The organism is Enterobacter ludwigii (assembly GCF_001750725.1).
GTDB lineage: Bacteria > Pseudomonadota > Gammaproteobacteria > Enterobacterales > Enterobacteriaceae > Enterobacter > Enterobacter ludwigii.
This window is the reverse complement of record NZ_CP017279.1, coordinates 1,339,409-1,359,582: the sequence shown is the minus strand read 5'-3', so window position 1 is coordinate 1,359,582 and position 20,174 is coordinate 1,339,409. Positions and strand designations below refer to the sequence as shown.

Here is a 20,174-nt window from a genome sequence, read left to right as displayed (position 1 = left end):
GACGTAGTACTTTCTCTGAGAGGTTTTAAATGAAATTGAATCTGATTGTCAGAAGTTTCGTGCTGGCTGGAATGATCATGTCCAACAGTCCCTCTTATGCGGCGGAAGCACCAAAGGACGCGTCTGCCGCAACACAACAAGCCAACAATGCCCTTTTTAACCAGCTTCCTTTCTCCGATAACACTGATTTTACCAATGCCCATAAAGGATTTATCGCTCCACTTCCTCAGGACGTTATCAAAGGCGAACAAGGCAATGTCATCTGGGATCCCCAACAGTATTCATTTATTAAAGAAGGTGATAAATCGCCGGATTCGGTAAACCCCAGTTTATGGCGTCAATCCCAGCTGATTAATATCAGCGGTCTGTTTGAAGTTACTGAAGGGGTATATCAGATCCGCAATCTCGATCTGTCAAATATGACCATCATCGAAGGCAAAGAAGGGATTACCGTCGTTGACCCGCTGGTCTCGGCAGAAACCGCCAAAGTCGGCATGGATCTTTATTACAAAAATCGCGGCCAAAAACCGGTCGTGGCGGTGATTTATACCCACAGTCATGTTGACCACTATGGCGGTGTGCGGGGTGTGGTTGATGAAGCAGACGTGAAGGCTGGCAAGGTAAAAGTTTATGCCCCTTCCGGATTTATGGAGGCGGCGGTTGCGGAAAATATCATTGCGGGCAACGTTATGAGTCGTCGCGCCAGTTATATGTATGGCAACCTGCTGAAGCCTGATGCGAAAGGACAAGTGGGTGCGGGTCTGGGGACGACCACGTCCGCCGGTACCGTCACCCTTATCGCGCCGACCAACATCATTGAAAAAGACGGACAAAAAGAGGTCATTGACGGGCTGACCTACGATTTTATGCTGGCCCCCGGCTCTGAAGCACCTTCAGAGATGCTCTGGTTTATCGAAGAGAAAAAAATCATTGAATCCGCAGAGGATGTGACCCATACGCTGCATAACACCTACTCGCTGCGCGGCGCAAAAATCCGTGAACCGCTGCCCTGGTCAAAATATATTAATCAGGCGATTGTGCGCTGGGGCGATAAAGCCGACATCATCATGGCACAGCATCACTGGCCAACCTGGGGCAATGATAATGTCGTCGCACTGCTGAAGAGCCAGCGCGACCTCTACCGTTACATCAACGACCAGACGTTACGCATGGCGAATGAAGGCCTGACGCGTGATGAAATCGCCGCTAACTTCAAACTCCCGGATTCCCTCGCCCATACCTGGGCTAACCGCGGTTACTACGGTTCTGTCAGCCATGACGTTAAAGCCACCTATGTACTCTATCTGGGCTGGTTCGACGGTAATCCCGCCACGCTGGATGAACTGCCTCCTGAAGAGGCTGCGAAGAAATTCGTTGAGTATATGGGCGGCGCGGAGGCCATTCTCAACAAAGCGAAAACTGACTTTGATCAGGGCAACTATCGCTGGGTGGCGCAGGTCGTGAGTAAAGTGGTGTTTGCCGACCCGAACAATCAGGCCGCGCGTAATCTCGAAGCAGATGCGCTGGAACAGCTGGGTTATCAGGCGGAATCCGGCCCGTGGCGCAACTTCTACCTGACCGGCGCGCAAGAGCTGCGTAACGGCGTGGTGAAAGGCCCGACCCCGAACACCGCCAGCCCGGATACCGTGCGGGCGATGACGCCAGAGATGTTCTTCGACTACCTTGCCGTTCATATCAATGGCCAAAAAGCCGGCGATGCCAAATCGGTGTTTAACATCGATCTGGGCAGCGATGGCGGCAAATACAAACTTGAACTGGAAAACGGCGTGCTGAACCACACGGCAAATGCCGAAGCGAAAGACGCTGACGCTACGCTTACCCTGAACCGTGATACCCTGAATAAAATTATCCTGAAAGAAGTCACGCTGAAACAGGCGCAGGACAGTGGCGATATCAAGATCAGCGGTGACAGTGCCAAACTGGACGCCATGCTTGGCTATATGGATAAGTTCGATTTCTGGTTTAATATTGTGACACCGTAACGGTGCAAAACAGACGGGCGGTCCTTCCGCCCGTTCCTGCTTCACTTGCTCCCAGGAAAGGGTAAAGAGCATTTATGGAAAAAAGAAAAAAAACGACGCCAGAGCGGGCTGCCTGGCCGACGCGTCAGGCGATGGTCATGCACGGGCTGGCGATGAACCTGCCGTGGCTGGCATTCGTCAACATCAGCTTCGCGGTGATGATCCTGCTGCGCCACGTCTCGCTTAAGCCCGACGACCCCCTCTACCTCCGGTCGCTGCCTCTGCTGAAGTTTATCGATGCCTCGATGTTCGGCATTATTATTCTGTCAGCTGCGTTAATCATCATGGCCTGGCGACGTATTGCCGGCATCAGCGTGGTGCTCTTTTTCTGTAGCGTCATCTGGTCGATATCCTGTTTCTGGTTTATCACCGATCTGTTGCTGCCCCACGTCTGGCCCCTGTGCGCGATTCTGTTACTCGCCGGGTTGACGGCGCTCTACTTTTACCCCCGTGGGTTACTCGCCTTCGTGATCCCGCTCTGGGTCACGCTACCGGTCGCAAGCTGGGTACTCAATGATGGTGTCAACCTTCACTTTGCCGCCGTCTGGACCGTCTTTACGCTGATTTTGCTCTGCGGGCGTTTCATCCTGATAAGCTGGTTTGATGAAGCCTGGCGACGTAACCAGCAAAACCAGCTGTTGATTTCGCGGCTGGAAGCGCTGGCGCATCAGGATCCGTTAACCCAGACCGCCAACCGTCGCAAGATGGAAGTGGTGCTGGAGAATGCCGTTGAGCAGAAAAAAGCCTTCTCGCTGATTATGCTGGATATAGATTATTTCAAACTTTACAACGACACCTATGGTCATCAGGCCGGTGACGAATGTTTGACCCGCGTGGCGCAGGTGCTCCGGCAGTCGGTGCGAACACCTGACGATGTCGTGTCTCGCTACGGCGGTGAAGAGTTTGTGGTGATCCTCTTTGATTGCCCGGAAAACACAGCCGAAAAAGTTGCCATGCGTATTCAGGACGGCCTGCGCGCGGAAGCGATAGCGCACGATGCCTCAAAAGTCAGCGATCGCGTCACCGTAAGCATGGGCATTGCAGGAATGGCAGAGGGTCTGGCGGGGACGGAGATTATTGCCCGCGCCGATGAGGCGCTGTACCGGGCGAAAGCGGCCGGACGGGACCGCTGGTCACGATAGCCGTGTCGGGTGGCCGTTGCGCCAGCCCGACAGGCTTTGTTTTAATACCGTACACATACCGATTTGGTTTCACACCAGCCATCCAGCCAGTCCGGGCCGAAATCGCGCCCGGTGCCGGACTGCTTCATGCCGCCAAACGGCAGGTTGGCGTCGATCAGCGTATGGCTGTTCACCCAGACGGTCCCCGCCTGAAGCCGGTCGGTGTATTCCAGCGCCTTGCTGATATTTTGCGTCCAGACGCTGGCCGTCAGCCCGTATTCGGTGTCGTTGGCCAGCGCCAGCGCTTCTTCGCCATCCGCGACGCGCACCAGGTTGACCACCGGGCCGAACACTTCTTCGCGGGTGAGTCGCAGCGCGGCATCCGGGTTCACCACAAGCGTCGGCGACACGTAATAACCTTTGCCATCCGGCCCCCGGTTACCGGTGATCAACTCCGCATTGCGCGATTTTGCCTCGTCGAGGAAGGTCTGCACTTTATCGCAGTGCGCGCGCGAGACCAGCGGGTTGATGAACGCCTCCGGCGACATGCCCGGCCCGACGCTCAGGGATTTCACCGCCTGCTCAAACCCGCTAACCAGCGTGTCAAACAGCGGCGCTTCAATATAGATACGGGAGCTCGCAGCACAAACCTGCCCCTGGTTCAGGAAGCTGCCGGTCATCAGGCCTTCAATTACCCAGGCCGGGTCAGCATCTTTCAGCACGATAGCCGGGTTTTTACCCCCCAGCTCCAGCGTCACCCCCGTGAGCGTATCCGCCGCCGCGCGGGCAATTTGCTTGCCTGTCGCCGTTGAGCCAGTAAAGCTCACTTTGGCAATATGCGGATGTGAGGTCAGCGCGGCACCGCACACCGCACCGCTTCCCGTGACCACATTAAACACCCCGTCGGGGATGCCCGCTTCACTTGCCAGTTCCGCCACGCGCAGCATCGTGAGCGGCGTGGTTTCTGAAGGCTTAATGACAATGGAACACCCCGCCGCCAGCGCAGGCATGACTTTCCACATCCCGATCATCAGCGGGAAGTTCCACGGCACAATCCCGGCCACCACGCCAACCGGCTCTTTGCGCGTCCACGCCTGATAGCGGGCCCCCTGCGGTAAGGGGATGGAGAGGTCGAGGGTTTTACCGGCAATTTTCGTGGTAAGCCCTGCGGTATAGCGCATCCAGTTCAGGGTGCAGCCCACTTCAAAGGCGCGGGAGATATGAATGGATTTCCCCTGCTCCAGCGTCTCAAGCTGGGCCAGCTCTTCGCTGTGCTGCTCAACCAGATCGGCGAAATGCAGCAGGATACGCTCACGCTCTGCCGGTAATTTTCCGGCCCAGCTACGGGCAACAAACGCACGCCAGCCGGACATCACGGCGCGGTCGACATCATCAACGCTGGCATCGGCGGTGGAGGCGATGACGTCACCCGTTGCCGGATTATAGACATTGAGCCGCTTTTCACTGTCCGACGCGGCCTGACGCCCTTCAATCCACAGGCCATGATGTCGGTCTAAAAACTGCTGTACGGCAGGCTGAACGGCTACCTGAGATTCAGACATAGGGTACTCCTTCGTTTTTATTCGCAGGGTGTTAATGCAGTCTAAGAGGGGTTTTGGATTCTCGCTTTTGTCTCTGTGACATTCGCTTTGCCACCTGTGACAGGCTCCGCAAATCATGATAATTCCGTCTTATAACGCTGTTACCGGTGAGTGTTCTTTCCTATAGTCAGCCTCATAGCTCTGACAAAATGCAACACAAATGCAACAATGCAAAAACATTGACGGTGCAGCGAGATAAGCGATGGCGTGTGCAAGCGAAGAGGAACAGTATCAACAGTGGCTGGCACAAATTAACCAGGTCTGCGGGCGTTTTAATGCGCGTCCGCTGGAGGGGGAATTCGTCGGCGAGCTGGAAACCAGCTATGCCCGTAGCCTGAAGTTAAGCACCGTAACCGCAGGTGGCGTTAACCTGTTCCGCTCCCGCCATGAGATTAACGACAGTAACGATGCCTGGTTCTACACCGTATTTCAGCTGGAAGGCAGCGCGGAGATTGAACAGGACGACCGCCGCGCGGTGCTGAAGACCGGCGATATCACGCTGCTTGATGCTTCCCGCCCGTGCTCCATTGCCTGGCATGAAAAATCCCGCCAGATTTCGCTGCTGGTTCCGCGCCAGATTATTGAGCAACAGTGTCGTTTTCAGGAGGTAAGCTGCGCGCTCACCCTTTCGCGCACGCTGCCCACCGTTCAGTTAAGCCACCACCTGCTGATGGAAAGTATGGGGAATGCCGATCTGAGTGACCGGGAGAGTGAAGCGGCGCTGGAAGCGATGATCTGTCTGCTTCGCCCCGCGTTCCAGCAGCGCGACGTGGCTCAGCCGCGTAAAGAACGCCTGTTCCGCAATGTGCTGTCATTGATTGACGATCATATTCAGTCTGAATCACTGCGACCGGAATGGATTGCTGCACAGAGCGGGATGTCGGTGCGAAGCCTCTACCGCATGTTTGCTGATAAGGGGCTGGTGGTCGCCCAGTACATTAAAAACCGCCGTCTCGACCTGTGCGCACAAGTGTTGCGCTCCGCCAGCGATGATGAAAAGCTGGCGGGCATTGGCTACAGCTGGGGCTTTTCCGACCACAGCCATTTTTCAACCGCCTTTAAGCAGCGTTTTGGCGTCTCGCCTGGCGAATATCGTAAGCGCTTTCGCTAATTACTTCTTCAGCCATTTCCCGTTGATGCCTTTCACGTACTCGCCCGGCTGGGCGCGGGCAACCAGCTTTTGCCCTGCCATTTTCGCCACTTCATCCACCGGCAGATTGTTGCTGTCAGCAAGCTTCTGATAGCTTTCCGTGCGCGCGGCGTTAATGCGATTGACCAGCGCCAGGGTTTCCGCATCCTGTTTGATTGGCGCAAGATAACCGCTCAGGGTTTCCCCCACGCGCCCCTGCGTCCGGGCGTCATTTAAGGTCAGCGTTGCCGCCTGCACGTTCATGCCGAGCGCCAGTAACATCAGAGCTAATCGTTTCATGGCATCCTCAGAACAGATCGCTGCGTGATTTCAGCAGGGTTTCAACGTCTTTATCGACCTTAATGTGGATCTCATGTTCGATTTTGACATTCATATTGATGGTAATCGGCTCCTTCGGCGCGGCGACTTCAATGCGCGGCGTACAGCCGGTCAGTAGCGCGGCAACGGCAACGGTGAGCACACCAGCCATCTTTTTCATTGTTGTTCCTCACTTTCCTTGCCAGTCGAACTGCGGATACCAGGTATTGCCGCGTGTTGCTCAAACCAGGTTTGCAGGTTGTCTCCAAAACGCAGGCTGCGCCAGAGGGTAAAGACATTCTCTTCATGGGTATAGTTCAGATTAACGTAGCTGCTTTTACCCTCTACCCGGCTGGTTCCCTTAAGGGTCGCCTGCATGGTTAATTCACCCAGATTATCTAAATTGATTCTTGTCCACGAGCGAGAAATTTCCATATAGCGCAGCCAGTTAATTGCGGCGCCCGCCACCATATTATCTTTTACGATAGCGTCCGCCGTGTCTTTATCGATACGCAGCGTCATCGGACCGGGGTTGGTCAGCCAGCCATCTTTGATGATCCATTTTTCATTGTCCAGCCAGAACGGCAGCGCCCCGCTCACCGGGCCAGACATCGCAAACTGCTTCGGATTAACGGCACTGATCAGCTCGCTGGAGGAGATATTGTCTACCCGCAACAGCGCCGGATCGTGTTGCGGCATCCTCAACTGCTGCATGGTGATTTTTCCGCCGAGGGTTTCCACCTTCACATTGGTGAGCAGAAGCGGGTTCGCCTCACTCCAGGGGTAGTCACCCTGCAGGTCCGCCGTGATATTCCGTGCGGTCACCAGGTTTACCACCTCGCCAATCCGTAAGGTTACCGGGCCGCGCGTTCCCAGCGACCAGGTGCCCTCACTAAACCGGAACGGCAGGACAAAGTCGACGCCGTTGATCTGGTTGTCTGGCATCCAGGCGCTACCGGCTTTCAGCACGCCGTGACCGCCCGCCTCAAAGCCCTGACCCGCGGCGGCCGAGAAGGCCACCTGCGCATACAGTTCGCCGTCACGCAGCGTCATTTTCCAGTCTGGCGGGATCAACGGCTGGAACACGGTGAGCGATTGTTTCGGCCACCAGGCCTGCCCGCGAAGGCGTTCCCCGTCCCAGCGTCCGTTAACCTGTACCGGTCCGATAGCATCAGCATGCAGATCGCCCTTGAACTGGAACAGTGTCGGGTCTGTTCCGTCTACGCTGAAGGTCAGCACCGACGGCGGCAATACGCTGCCGCCGCTGAAACGGGTTTGCCCGGCATTCAGCGACAGCGCTCCGCTGAACGTCGGCTTGTCAGGATCGCGATACCAGCGCACCGGGTTATCCAGCACCAGACGGGGTTTACTGACCTCCATGGCACCGTACTTGAGCTGGTCGAAACCGGTTGAAAGCGCGGTCAGCTCAATAAGTTTGTCGCGCCATTCGCCTTTTCCGGCAACATCCCAGCGCGCATTCATTGGGGTGAAGCCCCCTTTGCCCCAGTAGCGCCACTGCCACAGGCCGTTGTCGGGTAAAAAGTCACTGGCCTGGCCATCCAGATGCAGTTCAAAATCACCCATCTCGTTCTCGTGCGCCCGCAAAATGGCCTGCAGGCGTCCATCGACACCCTTTTGGGTCAGCCTGACGCCCGCCAGCGGCCAGCGAATTTCATCAATATCCAGTGAATCGATAATGCGACCACGTGAGCGCAGCAGCGCGCCCGGCTCAAAGGAGAGCTGCGGTTCATACAGGCTTCCGGTCAGTTTTGCCGGCAGTCTGGCATAGAGCACCAGGTCGTTATGTTTCGCCTCGCCGCTCAGATGAAGCGGCATGTCGCTTTGTTCCATACTGAGCCTGCCCGGTCCGATATTCAGCACCGCGTTGCCCTTCCCCGCATCCCCTTGAGTGAGCACATTCAGACGCCCGGTCAGGGTCGCTTTCTCAAGCCCCGCCTGCCAGTTATCGACACGAAGGCCAACGCGCCCGCTCAGCGGCATGCCGGAAAGGTTCCAGTTCCAGCGTCCGTCACTGATATTCAGCTGTTCCGCGGTTATTTGCCACGGCAGATCGAGCAGCGGATCGGGGTTATCCCGCGCCATGACCACCAGTTGCCCCTGATTGGCTTCCCAGTCGAGATCGGCATCGACCAGCGAGGTTAACTGTGGCACGTTAAAGGTCGCAACCGCATGGCCTTTAACCGGCACGCCGTCCGGCACCAGCGGCAGGGTGAATTGTCCCACCAGTTTTATCGGCTGTGGCTGGTCGGGAAGTTGTACATCGAACTGGGTGACAGAGAGGGTCTGACCGCGGAGCATCCCTTTAATGCTAACCTGCTCACCTTTGTAGGCAATCTCCTGACGGGCGGGCGTCAGCGACGCCTGAAGTGCTCCCTGCCACTGCTGCCAGGGCGAGAGCGTCAGACGATGGACAGTAAGCCAGGTATTCGGTAACACCGCCTGCCACTGCGCCAGCGTTTTGGGCGCGACCGTGGACGGTGCGGACTGGGGAATTTTATTGAGGCAAACGGAGTTCAGTTCGAGCGCGCCGATATCCAGTTTCCAGCGGCTGGGGTGCGACAGGGTCGCGTTATCGACTCGGGCAATTTCGCAGTCATCCACAAGATAGCGAAGATCGGGGATGATCAGGGCATGACGCGTGAGTCTGGGACTTTGTTCAAAGGCGATGCGTGTCCCGACAGGAAGCCAGATCCCGGCAAGGGTTGGTACCCACTGGGCAAGGGTCATCAGCAGCGTCAGCGGCACCAGAATGAACAGCAGTAAGAGCGCGATTGCGGCTTTGTATGTACCCCTCATGGGCAGTTAATATCCTGATTTAGCGAAAGAATTAAGCCGACAGTACCGATCATTGTCGCATGTTTAGCCAGTCAGTTGAAGAGAATGCCAAATTTAAGGATAGATGCTCTAAAATAATTGATAGAACTTATTGAATTCAATAATATTTCAGAAATTGTAAGATAATTTTAATCATGCTAACGTGAATGCAAAATCACTGGAGAAAGTCTTATGAAACTCGCGGTATATAGCACAAAGCAGTACGACAAAAAGTATCTGCAACATGTTAACGAGGCTTACGGGTTTGAGCTTGAATTTTTCGACTTTCTGCTGTCCGAAAAAACCGCCAAAACGGCGCACGGCTGTGAAGGCGTTTGCATTTTTGTGAATGATGATGGCAGCCGTCCGGTGCTGGAAGAGTTGAAAAAACAGGGCGTGAAATATATCGCCCTGCGCTGCGCTGGCTTCAACAACGTGGATCTTGATGCCGCAAAAGAGCTGGGGCTGAAGGTGGTCCGCGTCCCGGCATATTCTCCGGAAGCGGTCGCGGAACATGCCATCGGTATGATGATGTCGCTGAACCGTCGTATTCACCGTGCTTATCAACGTACCCGTGACGCCAACTTCTCTCTGGAAGGGCTGACCGGCTTTACCATGTACGGTAAAACCGCGGGCGTTATCGGTACCGGTAAGATTGGCGTTGCCGCCCTGCGCATTCTGAAAGGGTTTGGTATGCGTCTGCTGGCGTTTGATCCGTACCCAAGCGCTGCCGCGCTGGATCTGGGCGTGGAATATGTCGACCTGCCGACGCTGTTTTCACAGTCTGACGTTATCTCCCTGCACTGCCCGCTGACGCCGGAAAACTACCACCTGCTCAACCAGGCGGCGTTTGACCAAATGAAAGATGGCGTGATGATCATCAACACCAGCCGCGGCGGGTTGATTGATTCCCAGGCCGCTATTGAAGCGCTGAAAACTCAGAAGATTGGCGCGCTGGGGATGGACGTGTATGAGAATGAGCGCGATCTGTTCTTTGAAGACAAATCTAATGACGTGATCCAGGACGACGTATTCCGCCGTCTGTCTGCCTGCCATAACGTCCTGTTCACCGGACACCAGGCGTTTCTGACTGCCGAAGCGCTGATCAGCATTTCAGAAACCACGCTGGGGAACTTGCAGCAGTTGGAAAAGGGTGAAGAGTGCCCTAACGCTATCGTGTAAACCTATGTGCCGGGTGCGGCTCTGCCCTGCCCGGCCAGCTACGCCCGGTCTGGTTTCCAGCGCCGGTGAGCAAAGCGCCACCAGAGCAGGACAGCCAGCAGCGCAATGGCGCTGAGCACACTAAAGGCCGTCGCAAAAGAGTAATGACCGGCAATTGTGCCGGTTAACGCCGGGCTCATTGCTGCCCCGACACCCTGCATCAGCATGACCACACTCTGCCCGGCATTCACGTGCCCACTCCCGCGCAACAGCACCACGATAAACGACGGCACGACAACGCCCAGAATCCCCGCGGCCAGACCATCAAGAATTTGTACCGGGATCATCATCAACGGGGCGTCTGTGGAGGCTGCCAGTGCCGCCCGAACGGGCATAATAAGCAGGGCCAGCATGATGAAACGCCAGTAACCGTAGCGCTCAATTCGGCCTGCCACCCCCATGGCGACGGGGATCATCACCGCCTGAGAAATGATGACGGTGGCCGCCGCAAATAATCCGGGATTGATGGTTGCCGGTGCCGCAGCAACCCTCATGCTCAGCATCGGCAGCAGTGCGGCATTGGCCAGATGGAACAGCAGCAGCGTCAGCCCGGTTATCAACAGCGCCCGGTTTTTAATCAGCACCGCGACGCCGGGGACCGGTTGACGGTCTGAAGAGGTCAGCCCCCGCGCCGCATCGTTGTCGATATCTGTATGACGAATGGCAAGCAGCGCGCACAACGTCAGAAGCGTCGTACAGGTCATCAGCAGGAAAATGCCCCCGACGCCCCAGAACCAGGCAATGCCGCCTGCAATCACCGCCGTCAGGAAATTGCCGGCGTGGTTGAACGCCTCGTTCTTCCCCATCTGCGCGCTAAACCCGCTCGGGCCCGTCAGACCCAGCGTAATACCCGCAATCAGTGGCCCCACAAACGCCGCGCAGATACCGGTGATAATTTGCGAGACGGCGACGACGCCGCTCTGCTGACTAAACCAGAGCAGCAGCGTACTCAGCGTAATGGCGATACAAAGCAGTGCCAGAACCGAACGCTTATTACGGGAGGTATCCGTAATAAATCCCGCCGGCAGCGTTGCCAGTAATCCCGCCAGCCCCCCGGCGGTCATCAGGATGCCGATATCATCCGGGGTCCAGTGACGTTCCGTCAGGAAGATGCCGAGAAAGGGCCCGAGGCCATCGCGAACATCAGCAATGAAAAAACTTGTCAGGCACAACGCCCGCAGTGAACGAAGAGACATACTTCCTGCCTTTTGCATATTGGCTGGCTCTGTTAGCGACGGCCTGTACGTTCGACGCCCTGTTAAAATCACGATGCAGTATACCGGAGCGTGTTGAAGCTAAAATGACCTCTCCACTCTTCTGCCGCGGCAAACTCTTTTTATAGAACTTCACGCTTTCCAGATACGCCCATTTATGGGAGTATTTAGGAATCGATTGTTTCCTAAATGATGAGCACAATGTCTGAGAAGCTACAGAACGCACGCGAGCGCGGACGTCCGCGGCAATTTGATCTCGATGCGGCCCTGGATCTGGCGATGCCGGTATTCAGAGAAAAGGGTTACCACAGCGCGTCGATAAGTGACCTGAGCGACGCGATGCAGCTCACTGCGGGCAGTATTTATAAAGCCTTTCACGATAAACGTGGCCTGTTCCTGCAGGTATTCGCGCGTTATACCTCCCTGCGCAATCAATCGTTGCGCGAGCGTCTGGCGCGACAACCTGATGGCCGGGCCAAAATAGCCGAGCTGCTGAACTTTTATCTTGAATCGGCCAGCGCTGTCGAAGGACGCCGCGGCTGCCTGGTGGTCGGCAGCACCCTTGAACTCAGCCAGTTTGACCGCGAAATTGCCGGGCTGGTGCAGAGCGCGCTTGCGCGAAATCAGCACGCGATCCTCCAGATGATCGAACAGGGTATGCAGGACGGTTCAGTTAATTCGCGACACGACGCGCAGGCGTTGAGCGGCGTTTTGCTGTGCCTGGTCCTGGGCATGCGTGTGGCGGGTAAAGCCGGAGAATTACCGGCACGCGAACGGCTGGCAGAGACGGTGATGGCGCTACTCGCCTAAAAAATTTACCCATAAAGGAAATGATAATTTCCTAAATAGCTGGAGGTAGTCATGTCTGAGAATTCAATCCCCCTTCCGTGGTCGCAGCCTGTCGCGGGCTTGCCCGGTTTTGCGCACTATTACTCAACGGTCGATGGGGTTCGCCTGCACTATGTCAGAGGCGGACAGACGCAAGGTGAAACAATCGTGCTGCTTGCAGGCTTCCCGCAAAGCGGGTTTGCCTGGCATAAGGTGATGGCTCTTTTAGCCGATCGTTACGATATCATCGCACTCGACCTCCCGGGCCAGGGCGACTCCGATAAGCCACAGTCTGGCTACGATACCCTCACGCTGGCCAGTTCGGTTTTTGGGCTGGTGCAGGCACTTGGGATCACAAGACATTACCTGGCCGCCCACGATGTAGGTGCATGGGTTGCCTGGCCGTATGCCCTGCGTTATGAACAGCAGGTAATCAAGCTGGCTCTGCTTGATGCCGGTATCCCGGGTATTACTTTGCCGGACGCCCTGCCCGCGACGCCAGAAAAAGCCTGGAAAACCTGGCACTTCGCGTTTCATCTTCTCCCCGACCTGCCGGAAGCCTTAATTAGCGGGCGTGAAGAGATTTACCTCGAATGGTTCCTGCGGCGAAAAACCGCCAGTCCGATGGCCTTTAGCGATGCGGATATCGCCCGGTATGTCCGCCTGATGCAGCAAAACGGCGCGCTGCGTGCCGGGCTGGCCCCTTACAGAGAAGCGGCAGTCTCCGCTGTTCAGAACCGGACGCTGGCTGAAACGCAAAAACTTCGAGTGCCGTTGCTGGCCGTCAGTGCCGATCAGGGTTCGATTGCCGATATGGCTGCCCCGCTTCGCCAGTTTGCAGAGACAGTGAGTGGCATTACGCTTGCTCATTGCGGTCATTTCATTCCGGATGAACAACCTCAGGCCCTGAGTGAGGCCCTGGCAGACTTCTTCCGTTAACAGGAAGCGCACGGTGTTGATCACTGCTGGCACCGTGCCCTGCTTCATCAACAAAGACAATTGCTGTCGCCATAAAATAAACCTCGCTCAAAATTTATTAAGGAGTTAATCTCGCAAAGAAAATAAGGGGGCATTATGAAAAACTTGATACTCAGTGTTATCGCAAAAATTTCCAAAATGGACGCTGAAGCTAAAGAGCTGGCGGCCAAAGTAGAAGCACAGTCTTTGTTGATAGGCGCGTTGTTACTGACCATTGGTAAAAATGGCGGTATGAACGAAATGCTCGAGAATGTCAGAAAAGCGATCAACGCGGCGCTTGAAGCAGCAGATACGCCGCTCAAATCCGACGCTGAAATGTTACTGAACGAATTCAATAACCTGATTTTATTAACCCAGCTACTCGAAACTAATGACTCAGAGATAAGTATCGAGTCGTTAAAGGAAGCCCCAGGCGAAACGGCCTCAGATTGAAACCCATTCCTAGAGGCTGGAGTTCAGTCTCCAGCTTCTCGTTAAACCCACGCCTTACGCGCAGCGCGCCATGACCGTGTGAGCGTGATTAGACTTTACCAAGCAGAATATTCAACATCCGTCGCAAGGGTTCCGCAGCGCCCCACAACAGCTGATCGCCGACCGTCAGAACCGAGTATATGGGGTCATTGTTAAGCGACATTTTCTTATAACGGCCAATACCCACCTGCAGCGAACCGCTAATGTTAGCGGGAGTCAATTTACTGACACTGTCATCCTTATTATTGGGCACATAGTTAACCCATGGATGGGAATGCGTCACAAGCTCTGCAAATTCTTCTTCGCTGACTTCACGCTTGAGCTTCAGGGTTATTGCAGCACTATGGCAACGGATCACACCGACCCGAATACACAAGCCATTTACTGCAATCGTACCCGGAGAGAGACCAAGAATTTTGTTCGTTTCTGCCTCACCCTTCCATTCTTCTCTGCTATTACCATCCCCTAAATCGCTGTCAATCCATGGAATAATACTGCCCATTAAAGGCGCGCCGAAATTCTGGATGGGCATGTTAGCACTGTTAATTAATTCACTCACTTTATTGACTAAAGGAAGCACTGAACCTGAGGATTCCAGCTCATCAGAAGATAAATGTTTACTGATATAAGCGCTTTGAGCAATTAATTCCCGGACATATTTAGCACCCGCTCCGGATGCAGACTGATAGGTCATCACACTCATCCACTCGATCAGGTCAGCTTTAATTAACCCTGACAGTCCCATAAGACTCAGCGTAATGGAACAGTTGCCCCCAACAAAAAGTTTAATTCCCTCTTTGATGGCACGATCGATATTTGTGCGGTTAACCGGGTCGAGAATAATGCAGGCTTTTTCATCCATCCGGAGCGCTGAGGCCGCGTCAATCCAGTAGCCTTGCCAGCCATGGCTAATCAACGCAGGATAAATTGCTTTGGTATAATCCCCGCCCTGACAGGTTATGATGATATCCATTTCGGCCAGGGCGCTAATAGAATTAGCATCTTTGAGTGTGTGGTTGACGCCACCAATGACTGGACCAGCGGCCCCTGCACTGGAAGTACTGTAAAAATGCGCGGAAATATTGTCGAAGTCGTTCTCTTCGACCATTCTTTGTAACAAAACAGAACCCACCATTCCTCGCCAACCAACAATACCAACCTGCTTCATTTGCTTAACCTTAATGACGTTATGAGAATGTTAATTTTTCAAAACATGTTATATCTCATCCCACATTAATGGTCATTACGAATTGCATCACATTCGGCCATTATTAAAATGTTTCATACGGCATCAGCAATTTTTATACCTTTTACACGGCATAATTAATAAAAATTGTGGGGAAGACATAATCAAACAAAAACCGGGCCTCACGCCCGGTTTTGTGGCTGACCTGAATCAGCGCTACGCACTCAACCCGCGATTCTCCAGCATCGGTTCAATCCTCGGATCGTGGCCGCGCCAGTTCCGGTAAAGTTTAGCTCAATCACTACTATTGCCGCGCGACAGAATCACCTCGCGGAATGTCTGTCCGTTTTCGCGGGTCAAACCACCCTGCTCGACAAGCCACTGATAGCCATCGTCTGCCAGCATTTGCGTCTATAGGTAATCCAGATTCAGTGTTTGATAATACAGATCAACCTTTTTTATCTGTGGTAAACCTTGCTATTACTTCTTTTTCATCTGCAATTTTACCAAGATTTTCTGGCGCTATTATTCTGCCAACGGGTGTGTATCCGTAGTTTGTCTGAAAGGTCTCATAAAAAAGTACCAGGGTACGATGGCCATATAACATGAGATCGCCCTGATTAATGGTTCCAGGTTTGACCTGGTGGGTCGGTAAGGGACGGGGCAGATCAGCAAATTTCTCGTTCCCGTTAAGTTCCTCCATCGTTAGAGTCAGGGGAAGCTGTTCAATAAATGCCTTTGCGGCTGGATTATTCTTAAGTTCAACGTAAAAAGTTTGCTGATTGATAGTCATTTTAATGGTCACAGCTTCTTCCTTGTCTGGCTGTAAAGAATTACTGGCACGAGCCGGGAATAAAAAGCTCGTGATGATAATAAATAACAGGAATAATATTTTTTTCATCCAGATTCTCTCCCGCAAATGTGCTGCATCTTTCAGGTGCAGCATCAATGATTATTTTAGATAAGCGTTTAAAAAGAAGTCAATTTATCAAATGGGTTCAGATCCGTATGCTTTTCTCCGGACTCCTCTCTTACTGGAAATTCTACACGATAGATGTATGCTGACTAGCTAATGATTGCTTAATGGGCTTATAAGCTATAGTTATGTTTTGTGAGTATTTCACTGATAAAACCTGAATGACCTCCTTTATTTCATTACCGTCACCCGCGAAGGGAGTTTAACCCGTGCGGAGGCTCAACCAGGGGGGCGCAACCGGCTCTCAGCCAGGCAATATCGGCGTGGGAATATCGGCTGCAGATCAGCCTGCTCATACGAACTACCCGTAACGTATCTCCAATTAATGAGCTGTACTCATAATCAATATAAGTTTATAGGCATTATCGAATTAATGCTCTACTGCTAAGATTATCCCTGTTCAGGAATGTGTCACTGAAGTCTGAAGAGATTGAACCTGATCTCAGTCTGATAGTGGTGACAACAGCCCATCTCCTATTAAGGAAGAGTAAAAATGACAGATAACATCATAGGCAAAGTAATTGTAATCACGGGCGCATCAAGCGGTATGGGTGAAGCGGCTGCACGTTATCTTGCTGAAAAAGGAGCAAAGGTTGTGATGGCTGCGCGGAGAATAGACCGCATAGAGGCCATTGCGAGTGAGCTCCAAAAGCAGAATAAAGAAGCCATCGCCGTCGCAACCGATGTGACGAAACTTGATGACGTAAACAACCTCATTGAGACTGCGGTCAACAAATTCGGTCGTGTAGATGTTCTTATCAATAATGCCGGCCTGATGCCTCTTTCCCGACTTGAGCAGGGAAATGTAGATGAATGGAATCAGATGATTGATGTCAATCTGCGCGGGGTTCTACACGGTATTGCTGCGGTGCTGCCTTATATGAAATCACAAAAAACAGGTCATATCATTAACACCGCATCTGTTGCTGCACACCTTGTCTTCCAGAGTTCTGCTGTCTATTCGGCGACAAAATTTGCTGTTCGAGCATTAACCGACGGTTTGCGCCAGGAAATGGCGGCACATAACATTCGCGTCACGTTAGTGTCCCCCGGTGCTGTTAAAACAGAACTGCTGGAGCATATAACGGATAAAGATGTTAAGGCTGCAAACCAGGATTACGTTGAAAATATTGGCGTGCCAGCAGAAACCTTTGCACGCATGGTAGCCTTCGCAATTAATGAACCAGAAGATGTTGGTGTGAGTGAAATTATTTTCAGACCAACGGCTCAGGAATTGTAATTAGTTTAGTGGCGGCAACTGGAGAAAAACTAACAGGATTTAGGCTTTCAGATTCGGCATACCCCTATGCCTTTTCCTAAGCCTAAAAACACGATTTTTCCTGCACCTAACAGCGAGAAATGTCCGCTTCTGGCACAAAGCGGACAAGATGGCTAGGCTGAAGGTCTGTTGTGAGCGAAAAGCGGAAGTTCGCATTTGTCGTAACAACCGGGAGCTGGGACTATCATTGGCATCTGATAATCAACAGGGAGAAGAGCAGGTCACGGTTTCTCAAAAAATATCTTCAGGCAGCGAGAATTGCAGAATGCTGACGAAGATGATTTTGGAAAAGTTCTGCATAATCTGGTGATACAGCGGCATTTACGCTTTCCCTTTTCGCAAGTGCAGTTTTCCATGCGGAAATCCGCGGAAGTCCCTCAAAAATCGCCTCAGATACTGATGCATCAATGATGGAGAAGTAACGGAAAACAGGAGCGTAGATCGCATCAACCATACTAAATTTGGAACCCGAGAAATAAGGCCCTGAATTCAATTCAGATTCAATATATTCAAGTTGCTCACGGAGCACAGCGCGTTTGCTGTCTGCCATGGCCTGATCAGTCGCATTTAAAAATTGCCAGGCATTTCCAAGCATTAATGTAGAGAACTCGATCCATGCTCGCTGTCTAGCCCTTTCTAATGCATCGTCAGCATACAGCGAATCACCATCTTGCGTTTCATTAAGATACTCGCAGATCACCATGCTCTCAAAAATAATGGCATCTTCGCCCTCTGCATGATGCACTTTAAGTAGCGGTACCTTGCCGGTGGGTGACAGAGCAAGAAACCAGTCAGGCTTCGCCGACAGATCTACATTTACACGGTCAAATGGCACATTTTTTTCGAGAAGAACGATCGCTGAACGCTGCACAAAGGGACACAATGGGTGGCTAATCAGTGTCAGGTCATGGGTAGACATCTCAACCTCCAGATAAAATAATAGCCCGCCGCCATAAAAGGTGGCGGGCTTGATGAATTGTAAATCTTATTTTGGTGGCTTAGATTGAAACGCCGCCGTCGATGATGATTTCTGAACCCACGGTCCAGGCAGACGCATCGGAGGCAAAGTAAAGCACCGCTTGCGCGACTTCCTGAGGCTTACCAAAACGACCGGCAGGGATGGTTGCAACGATATCTTTCATCACTTGATCATGATATTCCACGGGGATCCCCGCCTTATCGTAAAGCGGCGTGTCAACCGGGCCTGGGCTCACCGCGTTGATACGGATCCCGCGAGAAAGTAACTCGTTAGACAGTGTTTTCGACATGTTGAGTAATGCGGCTTTGGTGGAGCCATAAACTGAAGAGTTCACCGGGCCCGTGTGCGCATTTATAGATGTATTAAAGACCACTGATGCAGAGCTTGCGAACACTGGCAACAGCGCCTGCATCAGGAAATAAGGACCTTTAACGTTGATATCATAAATGCGGTCGAACATTTCTTCTGTCCATGCCTCAATTGGCATATACATTGATATACCCGCATTCAGGAAAGCAATATCCAGCTCACCAAAATGTTCCTGAACCGTCTGAGCCAGCGCTTTCTGTGCATTCACATCTGCAGAATCCGCGCTCACGACGACCACATCTTTACCCAGCTCGAGTTTCGCCTTTGCGACAGAATCAGGGTTAATACCAGTAACCATTACGCGTGCACCTTCTGCGACAAACAGCTTCGCGGTTGCAAGACCAATACCACTTGTTCCACCCGTGATGAGTGCGCGTTTACCTTGTAATCTGGACATGAACATATCTCCCGTGAGTTTTAACAGCTGATCGGCAAATGACCGATTTGATCGCCACTCTATACTCATGCTTTAAGGGTGATAAGATTGTATTTATGAATATGTTCCATGCGTTAAAAGCATAAATAGGTTTAGGATGGACAGATTACTTTTGATGACATGCTTTGTCCGCACTGCGGAGACAGGCAGCTTTTCTGCAGCAGGCAGGGATTTAGGCTTAGGGCAACCGAACGTGAGTCGTCATGTTGCAACCCTCGAAGAGCATTTGCAGACCAGATTACTCCACCGATCAACCCGCAAGCTTTCCCTGACTCCTGAAGGAGAACGTTATTATCTGGAAGCAAGGCGTATTCTGGAAGCGGTCGAAGAGTCAGAGTCTTCTTTCAGAGAAAATGTGACGCCCACAGGGTTACTGCGCGTTGCTTGTCCCACTGCACTGGCTCACACATTTTTGATTCCACGCATACCCGATTTTTTAGAACGCTACCCTGAGCTAACACTCGATCTACAGATTAATGACCGCTATATCAATCTCGTTGATGAAGGCGCTGAGCTGGCAATCCGCATTGGTCACCTTGAGGACAGTGCAATGCGTGCCCGCAGACTTGGCATGTATGAGCGAGTCTGTGTTGCCAGTCACAAGTACCTGGCTGAACATGGGATTCCTGACACCCCGGAGGATTTAAAAAAACATGATTGTTTGATCTATACCCTGTTATCAACGGGCGCTACCTGGAGATTTCGGGATATGGATGTGCCTGTTTCTGGCCGGCTCAGGGTCAATTCACCTGAAGCAGTGCAGAAATTTGTCAATGCTGGGGTTGGGATCGCACAGGGCCCAGAATGGTTGTTCGAGGAGGGACTGGCAAATGGCAACTTACAATTATTACTTGCGGATTACACTGCATCTCCCGTTCCCATTCAGGCTGTTTATGTTGCAAATCGACTTTTACCAAAACGCGCGATTGTGTTCATGGATTTTGTTGCTGAGATTTTTGAAAAAAATCCCGGCTTCAAAGTTTACAACCCATTGAAATGAAACTGAGATGACGAACTGACCGGCTGGCCGTAAATTGCATAGCAAGGTGTAAATAACTTCCGCTCTTGGCACAGAGCGGCCAAACTCACTGGATTGGACATTCAATGTATAAGGGAAAAAATTGCTGATTTTGCATTCAGGCCCTGTTAACTTGAATGACAATGAAAACACACTCTGTCCTATTCCATTCA

General features: G+C 52.6%; 18 protein-coding genes and 2 pseudogenes. 10 read left to right on the top strand and 10 right to left on the bottom strand.

The window, feature by feature from the left end; translation table 11 throughout:
- Positions 1 to 29: 29 nt before the first annotated feature.
- Positions 30 to 2,003: an alkyl/aryl-sulfatase gene (locus BH714_RS06505; RefSeq protein WP_040017384.1), complete on the top strand. Its 1,974-nt coding sequence runs from the start codon at positions 30 to 32 to the stop codon at positions 2,001 to 2,003.
- Positions 2,004 to 2,077: 74 nt separating this feature from the next.
- Positions 2,078 to 3,184 (top strand): GGDEF domain-containing protein, encoded by a 1,107-nt coding sequence (locus tag BH714_RS06500; RefSeq protein ID WP_020884248.1) that lies wholly within the window; start codon positions 2,078 to 2,080, stop codon positions 3,182 to 3,184.
- Positions 3,185 to 3,225: 41 nt separating this feature from the next.
- Here the strand turns inward: BH714_RS06500 and BH714_RS06495 are convergent, their stop codons facing one another.
- Positions 3,226 to 4,725: an aldehyde dehydrogenase family protein gene (locus tag BH714_RS06495; RefSeq protein WP_014169921.1), complete on the bottom strand. Its 1,500-nt coding sequence runs from the start codon at positions 4,723 to 4,725 to the stop codon at positions 3,226 to 3,228.
- Positions 4,726 to 4,966: 241 nt separating this feature from the next.
- On the opposite strand from BH714_RS06495, the gene feaR reads away from it, so the two are divergent.
- Positions 4,967 to 5,875, top strand: a complete 909-nt coding sequence (gene feaR / locus BH714_RS06490) for a transcriptional regulator FeaR (protein WP_014169920.1) — start codon at positions 4,967 to 4,969, stop codon at positions 5,873 to 5,875.
- On the opposite strand, the gene BH714_RS06485 is transcribed toward feaR, so the two are convergent.
- Genes BH714_RS06485 through BH714_RS06475 form a run of 3 tightly spaced genes read right to left on the bottom strand, consistent with a single transcriptional unit; the run spans position 5,876 to position 9,028 of the window.
- The gene (locus BH714_RS06485; protein ID WP_014169919.1) at positions 5,876 to 6,193 is read right to left on the bottom strand and encodes a YdbL family probable chaperone protein; all 318 of its coding nucleotides are present in this window, start codon (positions 6,191 to 6,193) and stop codon (positions 5,876 to 5,878) included.
- Positions 6,194 to 6,200: 7 nt separating this feature from the next.
- Complete coding sequence (locus BH714_RS06480; RefSeq protein WP_014169918.1) at positions 6,201 to 6,392, bottom strand: YnbE family lipoprotein; 192 nt, start codon at positions 6,390 to 6,392, stop codon at positions 6,201 to 6,203.
- A complete protein-coding gene (locus BH714_RS06475; RefSeq protein ID WP_040017382.1) occupies positions 6,389 to 9,028 on the bottom strand; it encodes a YdbH family protein in 2,640 nt (879 codons plus the stop codon). The genes BH714_RS06480 and BH714_RS06475 overlap by 4 nt, the downstream gene beginning before the upstream one ends.
- A gap of 210 nt (positions 9,029 to 9,238) precedes the next feature.
- Here BH714_RS06475 and BH714_RS06470 point away from each other — a divergent pair, with 210 nt between their 5' ends.
- Positions 9,239 to 10,228: a 2-hydroxyacid dehydrogenase gene (locus BH714_RS06470; protein WP_014169916.1), complete on the top strand. Its 990-nt coding sequence runs from the start codon at positions 9,239 to 9,241 to the stop codon at positions 10,226 to 10,228.
- Between the two features lie 38 nt (positions 10,229 to 10,266).
- Here the strand turns inward: BH714_RS06470 and BH714_RS06465 are convergent, their stop codons facing one another.
- Positions 10,267 to 11,463 (bottom strand): MFS transporter, encoded by a 1,197-nt coding sequence (locus BH714_RS06465; RefSeq protein ID WP_040017381.1) that lies wholly within the window; start codon positions 11,461 to 11,463, stop codon positions 10,267 to 10,269.
- 219 nt (positions 11,464 to 11,682) lie between these two features.
- Between BH714_RS06465 and BH714_RS06460 the strand changes: the two genes are divergently transcribed.
- From BH714_RS06460 to iraP, 3 genes are all read left to right on the top strand, one after another.
- Positions 11,683 to 12,291 carry a TetR/AcrR family transcriptional regulator gene (locus tag BH714_RS06460; protein ID WP_236918389.1) on the top strand — a complete coding sequence of 203 codons (609 nt, stop codon included), beginning with the start codon at positions 11,683 to 11,685 and terminating at the stop codon, positions 12,289 to 12,291.
- Positions 12,292 to 12,342: 51 nt separating this feature from the next.
- Positions 12,343 to 13,248 carry an alpha/beta fold hydrolase gene (locus tag BH714_RS06455; protein ID WP_014169913.1) on the top strand — a complete coding sequence of 302 codons (906 nt, stop codon included), beginning with the start codon at positions 12,343 to 12,345 and terminating at the stop codon, positions 13,246 to 13,248.
- A 135-nt stretch (positions 13,249 to 13,383) separates the two neighbouring features.
- Positions 13,384 to 13,719 (top strand): anti-adapter protein IraP, encoded by a 336-nt coding sequence (iraP, locus tag BH714_RS06450; RefSeq protein ID WP_014169912.1) that lies wholly within the window; start codon positions 13,384 to 13,386, stop codon positions 13,717 to 13,719.
- Between the two features lie 88 nt (positions 13,720 to 13,807).
- Here the strand turns inward: iraP and asd are convergent, their stop codons facing one another.
- From asd to BH714_RS06440, 3 genes and pseudogenes are all read right to left on the bottom strand, one after another.
- Positions 13,808 to 14,926, bottom strand: coding sequence for an aspartate-semialdehyde dehydrogenase (asd, locus tag BH714_RS06445; protein ID WP_040017380.1), 1,119 nt, complete (start codon positions 14,924 to 14,926; stop codon positions 13,808 to 13,810).
- 234 nt (positions 14,927 to 15,160) lie between these two features.
- Positions 15,161 to 15,355: pseudogene (locus BH714_RS23510) on the bottom strand (M3 family metallopeptidase); the annotation flags it as partial.
- Positions 15,356 to 15,392: 37 nt separating this feature from the next.
- Positions 15,393 to 15,845, bottom strand: coding sequence for a cyclophilin-like fold protein (locus BH714_RS06440; protein WP_040019022.1), 453 nt, complete (start codon positions 15,843 to 15,845; stop codon positions 15,393 to 15,395).
- 232 nt (positions 15,846 to 16,077) lie between these two features.
- Between BH714_RS06440 and BH714_RS24270 the strand changes: the two are divergent.
- Both BH714_RS24270 and BH714_RS06435 read left to right on the top strand, forming a co-directional pair.
- Positions 16,078 to 16,241, top strand: a pseudogene (locus BH714_RS24270) (helix-turn-helix domain-containing protein); the annotation flags it as partial.
- 172 nt (positions 16,242 to 16,413) lie between these two features.
- Positions 16,414 to 17,160, top strand: coding sequence for an SDR family oxidoreductase (locus BH714_RS06435; protein ID WP_040017379.1), 747 nt, complete (start codon positions 16,414 to 16,416; stop codon positions 17,158 to 17,160).
- A 283-nt stretch (positions 17,161 to 17,443) separates the two neighbouring features.
- Here BH714_RS06435 and BH714_RS06430 read toward each other — a convergent pair whose 3' ends face one another.
- Both BH714_RS06430 and BH714_RS06425 read right to left on the bottom strand, forming a co-directional pair.
- Positions 17,444 to 18,118, bottom strand: coding sequence for a glutathione S-transferase family protein (locus BH714_RS06430; RefSeq protein ID WP_032681106.1), 675 nt, complete (start codon positions 18,116 to 18,118; stop codon positions 17,444 to 17,446).
- Between the two features lie 79 nt (positions 18,119 to 18,197).
- The gene (locus BH714_RS06425; RefSeq protein WP_040017378.1) at positions 18,198 to 18,944 is read right to left on the bottom strand and encodes an SDR family oxidoreductase; all 747 of its coding nucleotides are present in this window, start codon (positions 18,942 to 18,944) and stop codon (positions 18,198 to 18,200) included.
- Positions 18,945 to 19,080: 136 nt separating this feature from the next.
- Between BH714_RS06425 and BH714_RS06420 the strand changes: the two genes are divergently transcribed.
- Entirely contained in the window at positions 19,081 to 19,983 is a 903-nt protein-coding gene (locus tag BH714_RS06420; RefSeq protein ID WP_040017377.1) for a LysR family transcriptional regulator, read from the top strand.
- The last annotated feature ends 191 nt before the right edge of the window (positions 19,984 to 20,174 follow it).